Below are 16,633 nucleotides of genomic sequence, written 5' to 3'. Positions count from 1 at the left end.
GAACGGGCTGGAGCGTAGTGTTGCGGCCGCTTTTGGAGCGGCAAAATGGACGATCTGGAGGTCGAGAGGCTGAAGGCGAGCGTGGCGGAGCAACTTGATCCGGCGCAATGCCTCGAGCTTTCCGAACTGCTGCGGCGCCTGGCTCGTGCTCGACGCGGTGACATTGCCATCGAACGCCGGACCCAGATGGTCCTGGAGAACCGCAGGGGTTCCTCTTGCGGCCATACCGATGTCGTGAAGCACGGCCGCGCCGGAAACGGCCGCCAGCGCTTTCGTTGCCGCAGCAAACTCACCGAGGATGGTGAAGTCCTCGCCTGCGAGCTGTTCGACACGCTCATCCATACCTATCTGCCGAACCCACCACATACGCCGGAAGTGCCATGAGCGGACCACTGTTCCACAGGATCGATTGTGTGATGCTCAAGGTGGCGGACCTGGATGCCGCTCTGGAGTTCTACTCCGAAGCCCTTGGGCATCCGCTTCTCTGGCGATCGCCAGAGGCAGCTGGGTTGGGAATGCCAGGAACGGACACGGAGCTTGTCCTGCATACCGATCTGGGTCCCGAGGTGGACCTGCTTGTGGACAGTGTCGACGCCGCGCTGGAGCGCTTCGTCGAAGCGGGCGGCACGATCATCAAGAAGCCGTTCGACATCCCGATCGGCCGTTGCGCCGTCGTTCGTGATCCGTTTGGCAATGCCCTGGTGATTCTTGACCAAACCAAAGGCACCTTCGTCACCGATGCGACCGGCCTAGTGCTGCGCGTCGAGTAAGTCCAGCGACAGAAGGTCGGCGGATGCGACGAAAACTGCGTGGATCCCTATGGTTCCGCAGCTAACTTAGATTGCACCTTCTCGTTTCTCGCTATTGAAACCGGTCCAGTGTCTTGTAGTACAAGCCGACCAACGGCAGGAACCAGGGTTTGCCGAAGTGGCCAGGAACGGCCGGCCAGTCGAGGCCCTTGATCGGGTTGCGATCAGCCTTGCCGAGGATGGCGTCGGCCATGATCATGCCGAGATGCGTGGACAGCTGTGCCCCGTGGCCGGAATAGCCCATGGCGTACCAGACACCATCGACGTAACCGGCACGCGGATAACGGTCCTTGGTCATATCGACAAGCCCGCCCCAGCAATAGTCGATCTCAACGCCCGAAAGTTGCGGAAAAATCTGAAGCAGGTTCCCCCGGAGGATTTCTCCGCTCTTTGCATCCGAACTCTGTTCGGATGTCGCCGAAAACCGCGCGCGGCCGCCGAAGATCAGCCGGTTATCGGGCGCCAGCCGGAAATAGTTGCCGATATTCATCGACGTCACGCAGGTCCGGTTTCCAGGCATCGTCGCTGCAATTTCGGCATCGGTCAGCGGGCGCGTGGCGATAATGAAGCTGCCGACCGAAACGATCCTGCGGCGGAAGTAGCCGAAGATCGGAGGCGAGTAGGCACCTGTCGCCACGAGAACGTGATCGGCCGTCAATGTGCCCCGAGCCGTCGTCAGGCTGTGCCGTCCGTTACCCTGCCGATGATCGGTCACCGCTGCCTTTTCGAAAGTGATGGCGCCATGGCGAGCGGCGGCATCGGCCAGCCCCACGACATAGCGCCCCATATGCATCATCGCGCTCTTTTTCGACAGCATGGCGCCATGAAAAGGCGAGCCGATTTCACCCTTGAGATCAGCCGCAGTCAGAAGTGCCGTGTCCGGATCAACCTCGGCGTGGACAGCCTCGAAATTGCGAGCAATGGCATCGAAATGCTGCGGCTTGGACGCGAGCTTCAGTTTTCCCGAGCGACGGAAATCGCAGTCGATCCCCTCCTCGGCGACAATCGCCTCGATCGTGTCGATGGAATCGTCGAACGCCTTATAGAGAGCGACGGCCCGCTCCACGCCGAGTGCAGCCTTGGCGGACAGGAAACTGTGAGCAAGGCCGTTGTTGAGGTGTCCGCCATTGCGTCCCGATGCCCCCCAGCCGATCCGTTCCGCCTCCAGCACCACGACCTTGGCGCCCGCTTTCGCAAGGTGGCGCGCCGCGGCAAGCCCGGTGAAGCCGGCGCCGATGACGGCGACGTCATAATGTCCCTCGACAGGGCCTTGCACGGCGCCTTGAAAGGTGGGCGCCGTGTCGTGCCAGTAGGATTTGAACTTCATCGCCATGTCCCCGTCAGAGCCCGACGACGCCAGGCAGGCCAGAGATATCCGGGATTTCGACATAGCCGTAGTAGGGGTTGGCTGGCTCGTGGCCGCGATTGACCCAAACCTTGTTCCTGATACCGAGATCGTGCGCCGACATCAGGTCGTAGCGGAATGAGGACGAGCAGTGAAGAATGTCCTCAGGCCCGCAGCCCAGCATATCAAGCATGTATTCGAAGCCCTTGAAGCGTGGCTTGTAGGATTGCGCCTGCTCGGCGGTATAGACGGCATGAAATGGTGCGCCGAGCTTTTCGACATTCGACATGATCTGTGAATTCATCGCGTTGGAAAGGATGACCAGCGGAATTTCCTTGGCAACCCTGGCAAGACCTTCCGGTACATCCGGATGCGGCCCCCAGGTCGGCACGCGCTCGTAGACCATCTGCGCGGCTGCCTCGTGGAATTTTATGCCGTTGCGCTTGCAGGTCCGCTCAAGCGAATTGTGAACCACCTCGTTGTACGGTTTCCAATCGCCGAGGATCTCGTCGAGACGGTAGGCGGCAAAGTTCTTGATGAACTCAGCCATGCGCGGCTCGTCGAGCTCTTCGCCGTAAAGATCGCGCGCCGCTTCCGCCATCTGGAAGTTGGTCAGCGTGCCGTAGCAGTCGAAGGTGATGTATTTCGGGCGGAAGCGAGTCATGGCCTGATCCTATACTGTGGCGGTTTCAACTGTAGCCATCATAGGCCGAGGTTGATCCTGCAGCTCGACTGAAATCCGAGCGATCAAAGCAGATTCTTTCGTATCCAAAGCCGGCTTTGGCAGAAGGTTGTGCGCCTTGGGTGCGGTTTGCGCTCTCTTCTGGGACAACGCATCTCTCGAGCGTGTCCCAGCCAGCATAAGATGCGGCGGCATGCGGCTGCAAAGCCATAAGATACCGTCCGGGCCGTGTCCTTCAGACGATCTTCCGGCCGACACTGCCTCACACTTGCGAGCAGAAACGAAGGACATTCCAATGCAAGCAAGTCAGATCGACCTTGTGACTTTCGGCCCCGACCACCTTGGGGCTGCCGTCAACCTCTCTCGGAAGGCAGGCTGGCCGCACCGGCCGGAAGACTGGCAGATGGCACTGGCGCTCAGCGAAGGGCTCGTAGCAGTTGAGAACGGCCAGGTCGTCGGCACCGTGCTCATGACGCCATATCGGGCGGAGTGTGCGACAATCAACATGGTTATCGTCGACGAGGCGATGCGCGGCCGCGGTCTTGGCCGCAGGCTCATGGACGCTGCATTCCAGATCGCGGCAGACAGGCCGCTGAGGCTCGTGGCGACGGCCGAAGGTCTGCCTCTCTACAAAAAGCTTGGCTTTTGTGAGATCGGCATCGTCATGCAGCACCAAGGCATTGTCGGAGAGATCGCCGTGCCAACGGAAACCCAGGACGCGGTCGCCACCGACCTTCCTGCGATCGCCGAACTGGACCGTGTCGCTTTCGGCGCCGATCGTGAGCGGCTCATCAGCTATGTCGCCGGGGTTGGTGAGTTCGCCGTCATCCGTCGAGACGGCCGCGTCTCCGGTTACGCAGCACTTCGCACCTTCGGCGGCGGAGAAGTGATTGGCCCCGTCGTCGCCGCCAGTCTCACCGATGCCAAAGCACTCGTCAGACATTTCATTGCGAAGCGACCGGGACGCTTCCTCAGGGTCGACACTACCGATGACAGCAACCTTTCGCCCTGGCTCGTGGAACTAGGCCTCGCCCACGTCGGCGGCGGCATCGCCATGGCCAAACCGCAGATCCACCACCTCGCAGATCGTGCTGCCGCCACTTTTGCCCTCGCCAACCAAGCCCTAGGCTGACCTGGAGACCGTCATGTTTAGCAATTCCTTGATCGAACTCGACCGCGCGCACCTCGTTCATCCGGTCGCCTCCTATCGCAGCCACGAAAATCTGGGCGTGCGGGTTCTCGCATCCGCCTCCGGCGCAACCGTCACCGATGCGAGCGGCAAGCAATTGATCGACGGCTTTGCCGGCCTGTGGTGCGTCAATGCGGGCTATGGCCATGACAGCATCGTCGAGGCCGCGGCAAGGCAGATGCGGGAGCTTCCTTACGCGACCGCCTATTTCGGCCTCGGCTCCGAGCCGGCGATCCGGCTCGCTGCCGAACTCGCTGAGCGCGCGCCAGGCGACCTCAACCATGTCTATTTCACGCTCGGCGGTTCGGATGCCGTCGACAGCACGATCCGTTTCATCCGCTACTATTGGAATGCGCGCGGACGGCCCGGGAAAGACCAGTTCATCTCAGTCGAACAGGGCTATCACGGCTCCTCGACAGTTGGAGCCGGCCTGACGGCCCTGCCAGCCTTTCATGCCGGTTTCGGCCTGCCATTCGACTGGCAGCACAAGATTCCCTCCCACTATGCTTATCGAAACCCCGCCGGCCCTAACCCTGAGGCCATCATCGCTGCCTCTGTTGCCGCATTGAAACAGAAGATCGAAGAGTTGGGCGGCGCCGATCGCGTTGCGGCATTCTATGCCGAACCGATCCAGGGCTCGGGCGGCGTGCTCGTGCCACCCAGAGGCTGGATGAAGGCGATGCGCGACCTCTGCCGCGATCTCGATATCCTCTTTGTCGCCGATGAAGTCATCACTGCCTTCGGCCGCACCGGCCCGCTATTTGCCTGCTCAGAGGACGAGATCGTGCCGGACTTCCTGACGGTCGCCAAAGGCCTCACCTCCGGCTACGTGCCGATGGGTGCCCTCTTCATGTCCGAGCATGTCTACCAGACGATCGCCGACGGCGCCGGCACGTCTGCTGTCGGGCATGGCTATACCTATTCGGCACATCCCGTTAGCGCCGCCGTCGGCCTTGAGGTTCTGCGGCTCTACGAGGGCGGCGTGCTCGAAAACGGCCGGAAGGCAGGAGCGCGCCTGATGGCCGGGCTTGAGAGCCTGAGGGATCATCCCCTCGTCGGCGATGTCCGCGGCCGCGGGATGCTGGCTGCCGTCGAGCTCGTCGTCGACAAAGAGCGCAAGACACCCCTGCCGGCTGACGCCGAGCCGGCACGCCGCATCTTTGACCGTGCCTGGAACAACGGCCTCGTCATCCGCGCCTTCACCCATGGCGTGCTCGGCTACGCCCCCCCGCTTTGCTGCACGGAAGCGGAAATCGACGCAATCGTCGAACGCACACGGCAGACGCTCGACGAGACGCTCGCGGACACCGATGTCCGGCGTGCCCTTATGGGCTGAGAATGGCGACCGTAAAATGTCGCGGAACCGTCATCTTCGGTATTTTGTGCCGCGCAGCGGCGTAATTTCGGAGACTTCTGGTTTGGGACAGCTGCCAAACTCAATTCCAGAAAAAGGCCGGTTCCCAGGAGCATGTGCCTTTTTCACCAAGAGCGGGAGCATCATCCCGCCAGGGAACAGAATATCCTTCTTCACGTAGCCGGCCTTCCCATGGAAGGCCGAGAACTGGGGATTTGCAAATGCGCAAGAGCCTTCCAGACTTCAAGTATCTGACCTTCGATGTCGTCGGCACGCTGATTGATTTCGAGGGCGGTCTTACGGAGTGTCTCGCCGGCATCGCCGCTGACGCGGGCGTCGCCATCGACGGTGAAGAGGCGCTGAGCCTTTACCGAGCAGCGCGCTACTCCAGGGATGCCGACCTCTTCCCGGATGATCTCGTTCGCGTCTATCTGGCGATCGCGCCAAAGCTCGGCCTGCCGATCGAGCGGAAATACGGCGAGCGGCTGCGCGATTCCGCAAAACGCTGGAAAGCCTTTAGCGACAGCGCCGAAGCACTGGCACAGCTCGGCAAGGACTACCGCCTGGTGGCCATGACCAATGCACGTCGTTGGGCCTTCGATTTCTTCGCCAAGGAACTGGGAAGCCCGTTTTACGCCGCCTTTACCGCCGATGACACTGGCACTGAAAAGCCCGACCCCGCCTTCTTTGAGAAGGTTTTCGACTTCGTAGCCGCCGAAGGACGTTCAAAGCATGAAATCCTGCATGTTGCCCAAAGCCAGTACCACGATATCGGAATTTCGCGGGAGCTAGGGATCAGTAATTGTTGGATCGAGCGACGCCACGGACAGAAAGGATATGGCGGCACCATTGAGCCGGCCAAATTCACCGAGCCCGACTACCACTTCACCTCCATGGCCGGCCTCGCCAATGCAGTGGCCGCTGCGCGAGGTGAATGAGAAATCTTGAACGCGAGACTGAACTCCGCACCAAGACGAAGACCTGCCAATCAAACCACGAAAAGGGGAATGCCATGAACGACAAGATCACAAACTGGACCACATCCGACGACACGATGGTCGAAAATGCCATCCGTCGTGGCGCCACGCGTCGCGAATTGCTTCACATGATGCTGGCCGGCGGTGTGGCGATGTCGGCGGGCGGCCTCATCCTCGGTCGCGCCTCGCGGGCGGTCGCCGCCACGCCGGTTTCCGGCGGCGCGCTGAAGGCGGCGGGATGGTCGTCATCGACCGCCGATACGCTCGACCCGGCCAAGGCATCGCTTTCGACGGACTATGTCCGTTGCTGCTCCTTTTACAATCGTCTCACCTTCCTCGACCAGGCCGGCGTCCCACAAATGGAGCTTGCGGAAGCAATCGAATCCAAGGATGCAAAAACCTGGACCGTCAAGCTCAAGAGCGGCGTTACTTTCCACGACGGCAAGCCGCTGACGGCAGAGGACGTCATCTTTTCGCTGAAGCGCCATCTCGACCCGGCGGTCGGTTCGAAGGTCGCGAAAATCGCCGCCCAAATGACGGGCTTCAAGGCAGTCGACAAACAGACCGTTGAGATCACCCTCGCCAATGCGAACGCGGACCTGCCGACCATCCTATCGATGCACCACTTCATGATCGTCGCCGACGGCACCACCGATTTCTCGAAGGCAAACGGCACCGGCGCCTTCGTCAAGGAAGCCTTCGAGCCCGGCGTGCGGTCGATCGGGGTCAAGAACAAGAACTACTGGAAGTCGGGCCCGAACGTCAACTCCTTCGAGTATTTTGCCATCAGCGACGACAATGCACGCGTCAACGCACTGCTTTCGGGTGACATTCATCTTGCCGCCTCGATCAATCCACGCTCGATGCGTTTGATCGAGACGCAAGGGGACGCTTTCGTGCTGTCGAAGACGACTTCGGGCAACTACACCGATCTCAACATACGGCTCGACATGGAGCCTGGCAGCAAGCGGGACTTCATCGAAGGCATGAAGTCTCTCGTCAACCGCGAGCAGATCGTCAAGTCGGCGCTCCGCGGGTTGGCTGTGGTCGGCAACGACCAGCCGGTGTCGCCCGTAAACTTTTATCATAATGCAGACCTAAAGGCGCGCGCATTCGATCCCGAAAAAGCCAAGTTCCATTTCGAAAAGGCCGGCGTTCTGGGGCAGTCCATCCCGGTGATCGCGTCCGACGCGGCGAACTCCTCAATCGACATGGCGATGATCATCCAGGCGGCCGGTGCCGAAATCGGCATGAAGCTTGACGTCCAGCGCGTTCCGTCCGACGGTTATTGGGACAATTATTGGCTGAAGGCCCCCGTCCATTTCGGCAACATTAATCCGCGCCCGACACCGGACATCCTGTTCTCGCTGCTCTACGCTTCCGATGCGCCGTGGAACGAGAGCCAGTACAAGTCCGAGAAGTTCGACAAGATGCTGAGCGAAGCGCGCGGTTCGCTCGACCAGGACAGGCGAAAGGCCATCTACAACGACATGCAGGTTATGGTCGCCCAAGAAGCTGGCACGATCATTCCGGCTTATATTTCGAACGTCGATGCCACCACGGCCAAACTCAAGGGCCTGGAAGCGAACCCGCTGGGCGGCCAGATGGGTTATGCCTTTGCCGAATACGTCTGGCTTGAAGCCTGACGAAGCAACTGGCCACGGGGCTCTCCGCACTGGCGCAGCCCCGGGCATCTTTGGATGCGGAACACCATCTCGAACGCTGAAAGGGAACGCGTGTGAAAAACCCGGTCCTATCGCTTGTCCTTGGAAGATTGCTCATTGCTGTGGTCACTTTGCTGATCGTTTCCTTCGCAGTGTTCTTCGCGACGACACTGCTGCCGGGCGACACGGCAACCATCCTTCTCGGCCAGGCTGCCACACCCGAGGCCGTCGCCGGTCTGCGCACCGCGATGCACCTCGACGAACCGGCGCTCTTCCGTTTCCTGCGCTGGATTGTCGGCCTGTTGCATGGCGATCTCGGCACCTCCTATGCCAACGACATGCCCATTGCCGATCTTATTGCCGGACGTTTCATCAACACCATGAAGCTTGCCGGCGTGACCGCCCTGTTCTCGGTCCCGATCGCGCTGACGCTCGGAATCACCGCTGCCATGCTGCGCGGCTCGCTCTATGACCGGATTGTCACCATTTTGACGATCGGCGTAATCTCCGTCCCCGAATTCATGGTCGCGACCTCAGCCGTGCTGATCTTCGCCGTCTACCTGAAGTGGCTGCCGGCGCTCTCTTTCGCCAACGAGGTTCACAGCTTGAGCGATATGCTGAGAGTCTATGCCATGCCGGTGATCACGCTGACCTTCGTCGTCTCGGCGCAGATGATAAGGATGACGCGCGCTGCAGTCATCGAGACGCTCAACACGCCTTATGTTGAGATGGCGCTACTCAAGGGGGCCTCCCGACCGCGCATTGTCTTTCGTCACGCGCTGCCCAATGCGCTCGGGCCGATCGTTAATGCCGTTGCACTCTCGCTTTCATATCTGCTGGGTGGCGTGATCATCGTTGAGACGATTTTCAACTATCCCGGGATTGCCAAGCTCATGGTCGACGCCGTCGCCACCCGCGACCTACCGCTGATCCAAAGCTGCGCGATGATCTTCTGTCTCGGCTACCTAATCCTGATCACGGCTGCCGACATCATCGCCATTCTTTCCAATCCGAGGCTCCGATGACAATGACGACTTCAAGCACTTCGACACCCGCCCGGAAATTTGGAATCCGGTTTGGCTATCGCTTCAACGTCGTGGGCATGATTGGCCTTGCGATCATCCTGTCCTGGGCGCTCGTTGCCATCTTCGCGCCGCTCGTGATCCCCTACCCGGTCGGTGAAATCATTGATATCGACTATTTCGGCCCGATGAGCCGGGATCTTTGGTTCGGCTCCGACTATCTCGGCCGCGACATGCTCTCGCGAATCCTGATGGGCGCGCGCTATACCGTCGGCATCTCGCTTGCAGCCGTGACGATTGCCTGTTTCAGCGGCGTGGTTCTTGGCATGATCGCCGCCGTCACTGGAGGCTGGATTGATACGATCTTAAGCCGCTTCCTCGACGCGCTGAACTCCATACCAAGCAAGCTCTTCGGGCTTGTGGTCGTTGCTGCCGTCGGCTCCTCGATCCCGGTGCTGATTTTGACGCTGTCGGTCATCTACATTCCTGGATCCTACCGCTTCGCTCGCGCACTTGCCGTCAATATTAACGCGATGGACTTCATCACCGTCGCGCGTATCCGTGGGGAGAGCACCCTCTATCTTATTCGATCCGAAATTCTACCCAACATCGTCGGGCCCGTGCTCGCTGATCTGGGCCTTCGTTTCGTATTCATCGTGTTGCTTTTATCCGGCCTGTCATTCCTCGGCCTCGGTGTTCAGCCGCCCTATGCCGACTGGGGCGCACTTGTCCGCGAGAATATCGGCGGCCTGCCTTTCGGCGCACCGGCCGTCATGTTCCCGTCGCTTGCGATCGCCAGCCTCACGATCAGCGTCAATCTGCTGATAGACAACCTCCCGCAGAAAATCCGAGATCGGAGCGAATGATGACCAATCTCGTCGAGATCTGTGACCTGAAGGTCGAAGCAACCACCGATTCCGGACGCCGCGTCGAAATCATCAAGGGCGTCAGCCTGACTATTGCTGAAGGCGAAATAGTCGCCCTGATCGGGGAAAGCGGTTCGGGAAAGACCACGATTGCATTGACGTTGATGGGTCACGCGCGCCCAGGCTGTCGCATTTCGGGTGGCACTGTTTCAGTCGCCGGCAAGAACTTGGTCGCGCTCACGGAAAAGCAGCGCGCCAGGATACGCGGCACCGAGGTCGCTTACGTACCGCAATCGGCTGCCGCCGCCTTTAACCCTGCCGCCACCATCATGGACCAGGTCATAGAGGTCACTCGCATCCATGGCCTCATGTCGCCGGATGACGCTCGCATCCGTGCCGTCGAGCTCTTCCGCGCATTGTCGTTGCCCGAGCCGGAGACGATCGGCAGCCGCTATCCGCATCAGGTTTCCGGCGGGCAGTTGCAGCGCCTAGCAGCCGCCATGGCTCTGATCGGCGACCCCAAGCTCGTCATCTTCGACGAGCCGACGACAGCACTCGACGTTACCACGCAGATCGAGGTGCTGCGCGCCTTTAAGGCCGTCATGAAGAAGGGCGGGATCGCCGGGGTCTATGTCTCGCACGACCTTGCTGTAGTCGCCCAGATCGCCGACCGCATCGTCGTTTTGAAAGGCGGCGAGACGCAGGAGACCGGCACGACCGAGGAAATCCTCAGCGCTGCGAAACATCCCTATACGCAGGAGTTGCTCGCCGCGTTCGAGCCGAAGCCGCGCGGGCCCGTCAATCCTTCCGAGGCTCTGCCCGTTCCGCTTCTAAGGATCGATGACCTTGTTGCCGGTTACGGCCAGCGTCAGAGCGACGGGCTGCCGCTCGTGCGCGCCGTGGAGCATGTGAGCCTCAAGGTGGAGAAGGGTCGTAACCTCGGCATCATCGGCGAATCCGGTTGCGGAAAGTCGACGCTCGCCCGCGCCATAGCCGGCATCTTGCCGGCCGCCGTCGGCAACATCGTCTTCGATGGTAAGGAACTTGGCCGCAACGCACGCGAGCGCTCGCGCGACCAACTGCGCCAGATGCAAATCGTCTTCCAATATGCTGACACCGCGCTCAATCCCGCAAAATCCGTCGAGGACATCCTTGACCGACCTCTCGTCTTTTACCATGGCATGGACAGAAAGGCGCGGAGCGCCCGCATCGACCAATTGCTCGATATGGTGCGGCTGCCGCGCAATCTGCGCCACCGGCGCCCGGGAGAGCTTTCTGGCGGCCAAAAGCAGCGCGTGAACTTTGCCCGCGCATTGGCCGCGGACCCGAAGTTGATCCTTTGCGACGAGATCACCTCGGCACTCGATACTGTTGTCGCCGCCGCGGTCATCGACCTCCTCAAGGAATTGCAACGCGAGCTCGGACTCTCCTACATTTTCATCAGCCACGACCTGTCCGTTGTCGAGGCGATCTGCGACGAGATCGTTGTGATGTATGGCGGCAGAAAGGTCGAGGAAATCACGCCGGCCAAGGTCAAGACTCCGCAGCACCCCTATTCGCAATTGCTCTTTTCCTCGGTGCCGAAGCTCGACCCCGCCTGGCTCGACGGACTCGAGCAGGACGCGGAGTTGGTTCGGGCCTATTGCCGGCGCTGAGGCGCCGGCGTTTCGTGTTCAATCAGGGTGATATGGAGAGATACGCAAAGCAAGATACAGCCTTACATCGGAAACAGGCTGGTCAGTGGCATGTGCGCCTTTACGATCGGCGACTTCAAAACGACGAAGCTGAAATATTTGTCGATGCCGACGTCCATGTCGGTGAGGCGTTCCATGATAGTTTGATACTCGCCGATTCCGGCAGTCACGAATTTCAGCAGATAATCGTACCCGCCAGATACCAGGTGGCACTCGATCACATTATCAATTTTCTCGATCGCGGCGAGAAACCGGGCAAAGTCTACCTGCCGGTGGTTCTTCAGCGTGATCTCAGTGAATACGGTAAGCGTCTGACCCAGCTTGCCGACATTGATCTGCGCAGCGTAGCCTCCGATGTAACCCTCCGACTGGAGCTTCTTCACCCGCATCAGGCAGGGGCTCGGCGAGAGAGCAACAAGCTCGGCAAGCTCCACATTGGTGATGCGTCCGTTCTTCTGCAGTTCGTAGAGAATCTTGATGTCAATCCTGTCGAGCTTCATGGGCCACCTTTTCGGATCCTCTATCTCAGCCAATGGCGCAGCAGATTCTGCTGCGGACACCTTTCGCTGAACCTAACACATAGAACGTGTCTGTCGATTCATTCTGCCTCATGTGTTCAAGCACAAAGGTCTGAGCACATTTGACAAGACAGAATTTTCTGCTGCCATCGCCCGAAGTCCGGCAACGATGGGGCAAAGAAACCGTTAGACTGCGTTCGAAACGGAGACCATGCCATGCCTGCACCGCTGAAATTTGTCACTACATCTACGGAGCTGCCCGCTGCTGCCGACGCGGTAATCATCGGCGGCGGTATTGTCGGTGTCTTTGCGGCCTATTATCTGGCCCAGCGCGGGGTGAAGGTAGCGCTCGTCGAAAAAGGTCGGATCGGCGCGGAACAATCGAGCCGCAACTGGGGCTGGTGCCGCCAGCAAAACCGCGACGCTCGCGAACTGCCCCTGGCAACGAAGAGCCTCGACCTCTGGGAGAGCTTTGCCGCCGAAACGGGAGAGGACACGGGCTTTCGCCGCTGCGGGCTCTTCTATTTGAGCAACAATGACGAGGAACTGGCCGGCTGGGCGCGCTGGCGCGACTTCGCCCGCACCACCGGGGTCACGACACATATGCTCGACAGTGCCGCGGCGACGGAGCGCGGCCGAGCGACCGGCAGGACTTGGAAGGGTGGTGTCTTTTCGCCGACCGACGGCACCGCCGATCCGGCGTACGCAGCACCGGCCGTCGCGGCCGCACTCCTGAAGCTCGGAGGAACGGTCTACCAATCCTGTGCCGCCCGCGGTCTCGAGACCGAAGGTGGTCGAGTCTGCGGCGTTGTCACCGAACACGGCACAATTCGCACTAAAATCGCGGTCCTTGCCGGCGGTGCCTGGGCCTCCTCGTTCTGCCATCAACTTGGCATCCGCTTTCCCCAAGCCTCGGTCCGCTCTTCGATCCTTTCCGTCTCGCCTGGCGCCACTGGCCTGCCAGACGCGCTACATACGGCGGCCGTTTCTGCCACCCGTCGCCGCGACGGCAGCTATACCCTGGCAATCAGCGGCGGCGGCCGCGTCGATCTGACGCCGCAACAGTTCCGCTTCGCGCCGCAGTTCCTGCCAATGTTCGTCCGGCGCTGGCGCAGCCTAGCGCCGGGTGGTTTGGAGGGAATTCGCTCTGGACATGAGACACTGGCACGCTGGCGGCTGGACGCGCCCACGCCGATGGAGCGCATGCGCATTCTCGATCCGGCCATCGATAAACGGACCATTCGCATTACCCATTCGCGCGCCCTCGGATTGTTGCCTGCTTTGAAGAACACCAAGATTGCTGCCGCCTGGGCAGGCTATGTCGACAGTACCCCCGATGGGGTGCCGGGGATCGGCGAAATAGCGAGCGTTCCCGGCTTCATCCTGGCCGCCGGCTTCAGCGGTCACGGTTTCGGCATCGGGCCGGGCGCGGGTCACCTGATTGCCGATATGGTCACAGGCGGTGAGCCGATCGTCGATCCTCGGCCCTACCATCCAGACCGCTTCTCAAAATCTGCCTGGGGGAAAGTGACTGATTTCTGAGCGGTGACGCCTTTAAATTTTAGTCTGGGCCGCAGCGAAAAAGCGTCCCGTGTGACGCGTCAATGGTCAACCCAGCCTCTGTCGCAATCGGCAGTCCTGCAGACGCAGAAAGAGCGATCAACGCCGCTGCACGGGGTGGATCTCAATCGGTACCCCACGATGTTGCCAATGATCTTGTCATTATCCTCAAGGTCCCGACCCAGACTTGCCCGAGCCGCTCGACGAGCTTACCCTTGCCCTTCGGGGCAGTTCAGGAGCGCGCGATGACCAGCGACACAGAACTTCTTGAGCACCTTTACGACCGTTTCAACGCGCGCGACATGGAAGCGGTGCTGGCGTTCTTGCACCGAGATGTCGTGTGGGCCAACGGATTGGAGGGCGGGCATGTCTACGGACACGATGGCGTTCGCGACTATTGGACGCGACAATGGGCGACGATCGACTCCCACGCGGAGCCGGTCGGCTTCTCGATCGGTGCGGATGGAACGACGGATGTTGAAGTCCACCTGACCGCGCGCGACCTCAAAGGCAACTTGCTGTTCGACGAGATGGGCGGCCATATTTTTCGGATAGAGAACGGCCTGATCAGACGCTTCGACATTCGTCTTCAGCCACCCTCGATCTAACCCCTGAATGGCAGCTATGCATTCACCGGGGTAACAGGTCGATGAGCAATCTCTTATGTTCCCCTCGAACGAAACAAATAAGCGAGGAACAATGAGATTTCCAATCAACCCACGCTTCACCGCGAAGAAGGTTCAGGGCGACCAGTGGTCCGTCTTCGACATGCACACCGGCAGGACAGCCAACGTGAACGGCATTGTCCTCGGTAAGCTGGACCATGGGATGGCCGTTGATCTGGCCAATTCGCTGAACCCTAAGGCACCTTCAATCAGGCTCTAAGCAGGGAGGCTCTGCCGCACGCGGATCACGTCATCGTGCCCCGGCCGCAGAACAACTGCACGAACACCCCGTTGATCCAATTGAAATTTGCTGAATTTTTGTGGTGCCCAGAGCCGGAATCGAACCAGCGACACGCGGATTTTCAATCCGCTGCTCTACCAACTGAGCTATCTGGGCATCCGTGCTTCGCAGAACATTCTTCGTTGAAAGAAGTGCGGGGCCTTGGTTCGCCCCCGGAAGCGAGCGGGTTATAGCATCTTGTCCGGCCATGGCAAGCATCAAATGACAGTTTTTTGCCAACCGGGGACATTTTGCTGATTCACAAGCAAATTGAATGGGTTCGCTGTGGATTTTCGCTACTTTTCGTCGTCGTAGTCCGCCCTCTTCTCGTCTTCGGCAACCGGAATGGCATAGGCGCCGTTCAGCCAGCGGGAGAGGTCGGCCTCGCGGCACCGGTTCGAACAGAAAGGATAGTGATCACGGTGCGAGGGCTTGGCGCATTCCGGGCAAGGGCGCGTCTTGCGCAGCGGTTCGACCTTGGCGGCGGTTTTATTCTCTTCGGGCACGGTGATCTTCCTCCGGGCTCAGCCTTCAGGCCACCGGCTATGCACGTCGAAGCCTTCGCCGGTCAGCAGCAGGATTGTTTCATAAAGCGGCAGGCCGACGACATTTGTGTAGGACCCCACCATTTTCTGCACGAAGCTGCCGGCCAGCCCCTGGATGCCATAGGCACCCGCCTTGCCGCGCCACTGGCCAGAGGCAAGATAGTTCTCGATCTCGAAACCGGAAAGCCGTTTGAAGCGCACTTTCGTCTCGGCGATCTTCTGGCGGATCTTTCGGTCGGGCGTCACCAGGCAGACGCCGGTATAGACCCAGTGGCTGCGGCCGGAAAGCAGATGCAGCGAGGCGGAAGCCTCGTCGGCGAACTCGGCCTTGCCGAGAATGCGGCGGCCGACGGCAACCACAGTGTCGGCAGCAAGGATATAGCTGCCCTTCCAGGCCATGTCGCTCTTGATCGCGGCAAGGGCCGCTTCGGCCTTTTCCGTCGAAAGGCGCCGGGCAAGCGAACGGGGATGCTCGGATTTCCTCGGCGTCTCGTCGATATCCATCGGCATCAGGCGCGAGGGCTCGATGCCTGCCTGGTTGAGCAGGTCGACACGGCGCGGCGAGCCGGAAGCCAGAATGAGCTTGTATGTGAGCGCCATGGACCCTCGACCGGAAACGGAAACCCTTGAGGCTTCCGGGCCAAGCTTATTTGAAACGATAGGTGATGCGGCCCTTCGTGAGATCGTAAGGCGTCATTTCCACAAGAACCTTGTCGCCGGCGAGAACGCGGATGCGGTTCTTGCGCATGCGGCCCGCCGTGTGGGCGATGATTTCGTGCTCGTTTTCGAGCTTCACACGAAAGGTCGCGTTCGGCAGAAGTTCGGTCACAATACCCGGGAATTCGAGGACTTCTTCTTTAGGCATATAAAGGTTTTCTTCCTGTCGGTTGAGATGACGGCATTGGCCGCCTTAAAATTTTCGCGGAAACTACACAATCAGGGGTCATTTGTGAACCTTGTTGATCGGGCTTTCTTCCTTTTGTTTCACGCCGATTGCGCCGCGATGCCATTTCTCCTGACGAGCCGTGTTTCGATGAGCATCTCAAGGTGATCACGCACCTCACGGTAGGCGTCCAGAATCTGCTCGCGGGTCCCGGTTGTGACCGTCGGATCCACCGTCGGCCAATAGATCACGTCGACGGCGCTCGACCGCGTCAGTTCCAGTGCGGCGTGATGGGCCTGCGGCGAGAGCGTGATGATCAGATCGAAGTAGTCATCCTCGAGTTCGTCAAGCGTCTGCGGCTGGCGACGCCCGAGCGAAAGGCCGATTTCATCGAGTACGACATCGACAAAGGGGTCGCGCTCGCCGGCGCGAACGCCTGCGGAACGTATATAGGTATTCCTGGGCAGGATGCTACGGGCGATCACTTCGGCGATCGGCGAGCGGATGGCGTTCAACCCGCACATGAAGAGAATCGCGCCGGGCGCCTTTCCTTCTGCCGTGGTCGGAGGCGGCGCCATCG

The 16,633-nt window shown here is 60.1% G+C and carries 19 protein-coding genes and 1 tRNA gene; 12 read left to right on the top strand and 8 right to left on the bottom strand.

Translation table 11 applies throughout. The features are described 5' to 3' along the window. The first annotated feature begins 45 nt into the window (after window positions 1-45). The gene (locus ACW4PC_RS17575; protein ID WP_455874613.1) at window positions 46-384 is read left to right on the top strand and encodes an IS1/IS1595 family N-terminal zinc-binding domain-containing protein; all 339 of its coding nucleotides are present in this window, start codon (window positions 46-48) and stop codon (window positions 382-384) included. Continuing rightward, entirely contained in the window at window positions 381-770 is a 390-nt protein-coding gene (locus tag ACW4PC_RS17570; RefSeq protein WP_455874612.1) for a VOC family protein, read from the top strand. Before ACW4PC_RS17575 ends, ACW4PC_RS17570 begins: the two co-directional genes overlap by 4 nt. Before the next feature lie 91 nt (window positions 771-861). Here the strand turns inward: ACW4PC_RS17570 and ACW4PC_RS17565 are convergent, their stop codons facing one another. Next, the gene (locus ACW4PC_RS17565; protein ID WP_455874611.1) at window positions 862-2,136 is read right to left on the bottom strand and encodes an NAD(P)/FAD-dependent oxidoreductase; all 1,275 of its coding nucleotides are present in this window, start codon (window positions 2,134-2,136) and stop codon (window positions 862-864) included. A 13-nt stretch (window positions 2,137-2,149) separates the two neighbouring features. Further along, window positions 2,150-2,818, bottom strand: coding sequence for a haloacid dehalogenase type II (locus ACW4PC_RS17560; protein WP_455874610.1), 669 nt, complete (start codon window positions 2,816-2,818; stop codon window positions 2,150-2,152). A gap of 313 nt (window positions 2,819-3,131) precedes the next feature. On the opposite strand from ACW4PC_RS17560, the gene ACW4PC_RS17555 reads away from it, so the two are divergent. The 7 genes from ACW4PC_RS17555 (at window position 3,132) to ACW4PC_RS17525 (ending at window position 11,563) form a co-directional block, all read left to right on the top strand. Next, on the top strand, window positions 3,132-3,968 hold the full coding sequence (locus ACW4PC_RS17555; protein WP_455874609.1) for a GNAT family N-acetyltransferase: 837 nt from the start codon (window positions 3,132-3,134) through the stop codon (window positions 3,966-3,968). Window positions 3,969-3,981: 13 nt separating this feature from the next. Beyond that, window positions 3,982-5,361, top strand: a complete 1,380-nt coding sequence (locus tag ACW4PC_RS17550; RefSeq protein WP_455874608.1) for an aminotransferase class III-fold pyridoxal phosphate-dependent enzyme — start codon at window positions 3,982-3,984, stop codon at window positions 5,359-5,361. A 239-nt stretch (window positions 5,362-5,600) separates the two neighbouring features. Beyond that, window positions 5,601-6,317: an HAD-IA family hydrolase gene (locus tag ACW4PC_RS17545; RefSeq protein ID WP_455874607.1), complete on the top strand. Its 717-nt coding sequence runs from the start codon at window positions 5,601-5,603 to the stop codon at window positions 6,315-6,317. Window positions 6,318-6,391: 74 nt separating this feature from the next. After that, window positions 6,392-8,002, top strand: coding sequence for an ABC transporter substrate-binding protein (locus ACW4PC_RS17540; protein ID WP_455874606.1), 1,611 nt, complete (start codon window positions 6,392-6,394; stop codon window positions 8,000-8,002). A gap of 92 nt (window positions 8,003-8,094) precedes the next feature. Beyond that, window positions 8,095-9,045, top strand: a complete 951-nt coding sequence (locus ACW4PC_RS17535; protein WP_183927597.1) for an ABC transporter permease — start codon at window positions 8,095-8,097, stop codon at window positions 9,043-9,045. After that, window positions 9,042-9,908, top strand: coding sequence for an ABC transporter permease (locus ACW4PC_RS17530; RefSeq protein WP_455874605.1), 867 nt, complete (start codon window positions 9,042-9,044; stop codon window positions 9,906-9,908). The genes ACW4PC_RS17535 and ACW4PC_RS17530 overlap by 4 nt, the downstream gene beginning before the upstream one ends. Further along, window positions 9,908-11,563 carry an ABC transporter ATP-binding protein gene (locus ACW4PC_RS17525; protein ID WP_455875046.1) on the top strand — a complete coding sequence of 552 codons (1,656 nt, stop codon included), beginning with the start codon at window positions 9,908-9,910 and terminating at the stop codon, window positions 11,561-11,563. The genes ACW4PC_RS17530 and ACW4PC_RS17525 overlap by 1 nt, the downstream gene beginning before the upstream one ends. Window positions 11,564-11,625: 62 nt before the next feature. Here ACW4PC_RS17525 and ACW4PC_RS17520 read toward each other — a convergent pair whose 3' ends face one another. Then, window positions 11,626-12,102, bottom strand: a complete 477-nt coding sequence (locus ACW4PC_RS17520) for an Lrp/AsnC family transcriptional regulator (protein WP_022718242.1) — start codon at window positions 12,100-12,102, stop codon at window positions 11,626-11,628. 234 nt (window positions 12,103-12,336) lie between these two features. Between ACW4PC_RS17520 and ACW4PC_RS17515 the strand changes: the two genes are divergently transcribed. The 3 genes from ACW4PC_RS17515 to ACW4PC_RS17505 all read left to right on the top strand — a co-directional run bounded on the left by ACW4PC_RS17515 (window position 12,337) and on the right by ACW4PC_RS17505 (window position 14,565). Then, entirely contained in the window at window positions 12,337-13,662 is a 1,326-nt protein-coding gene (locus ACW4PC_RS17515) for an NAD(P)/FAD-dependent oxidoreductase (RefSeq protein ID WP_455874604.1), read from the top strand. Window positions 13,663-13,925: 263 nt separating this feature from the next. After that, window positions 13,926-14,288, top strand: coding sequence for a nuclear transport factor 2 family protein (locus tag ACW4PC_RS17510; RefSeq protein ID WP_194730073.1), 363 nt, complete (start codon window positions 13,926-13,928; stop codon window positions 14,286-14,288). A gap of 91 nt (window positions 14,289-14,379) precedes the next feature. After that, a complete protein-coding gene (locus ACW4PC_RS17505) occupies window positions 14,380-14,565 on the top strand; it encodes a hypothetical protein (protein WP_239595607.1) in 186 nt (61 codons plus the stop codon). A 101-nt stretch (window positions 14,566-14,666) separates the two neighbouring features. Here the strand turns inward: ACW4PC_RS17505 and ACW4PC_RS17500 are convergent. The 5 genes from ACW4PC_RS17500 to ACW4PC_RS17480 form a co-directional block, all read right to left on the bottom strand. After that, window positions 14,667-14,742, bottom strand: a tRNA-Phe gene (locus tag ACW4PC_RS17500). A 179-nt stretch (window positions 14,743-14,921) separates the two neighbouring features. Beyond that, window positions 14,922-15,131: a DNA gyrase inhibitor YacG gene (gene yacG / locus ACW4PC_RS17495; protein WP_455874603.1), complete on the bottom strand. Its 210-nt coding sequence runs from the start codon at window positions 15,129-15,131 to the stop codon at window positions 14,922-14,924. 18 nt (window positions 15,132-15,149) lie between these two features. After that, complete coding sequence (locus ACW4PC_RS17490) at window positions 15,150-15,770, bottom strand: Maf-like protein (RefSeq protein ID WP_022718246.1); 621 nt, start codon at window positions 15,768-15,770, stop codon at window positions 15,150-15,152. Window positions 15,771-15,816: 46 nt separating this feature from the next. Continuing rightward, window positions 15,817-16,035 carry a translation initiation factor IF-1 gene (infA, locus tag ACW4PC_RS17485; RefSeq protein ID WP_003545338.1) on the bottom strand — a complete coding sequence of 73 codons (219 nt, stop codon included), beginning with the start codon at window positions 16,033-16,035 and terminating at the stop codon, window positions 15,817-15,819. Between the two features lie 119 nt (window positions 16,036-16,154). Next, window positions 16,155-16,631 (bottom strand): arsenate-mycothiol transferase ArsC, encoded by a 477-nt coding sequence (locus tag ACW4PC_RS17480; protein ID WP_455874602.1) that lies wholly within the window; start codon window positions 16,629-16,631, stop codon window positions 16,155-16,157. Between the last annotated feature and the right edge of the window lie 2 nt (window positions 16,632-16,633).

Source organism: Rhizobium yanglingense, assembly GCF_977109285.1.
This window is presented reverse-complemented; position numbering and strand designations above follow the sequence as displayed.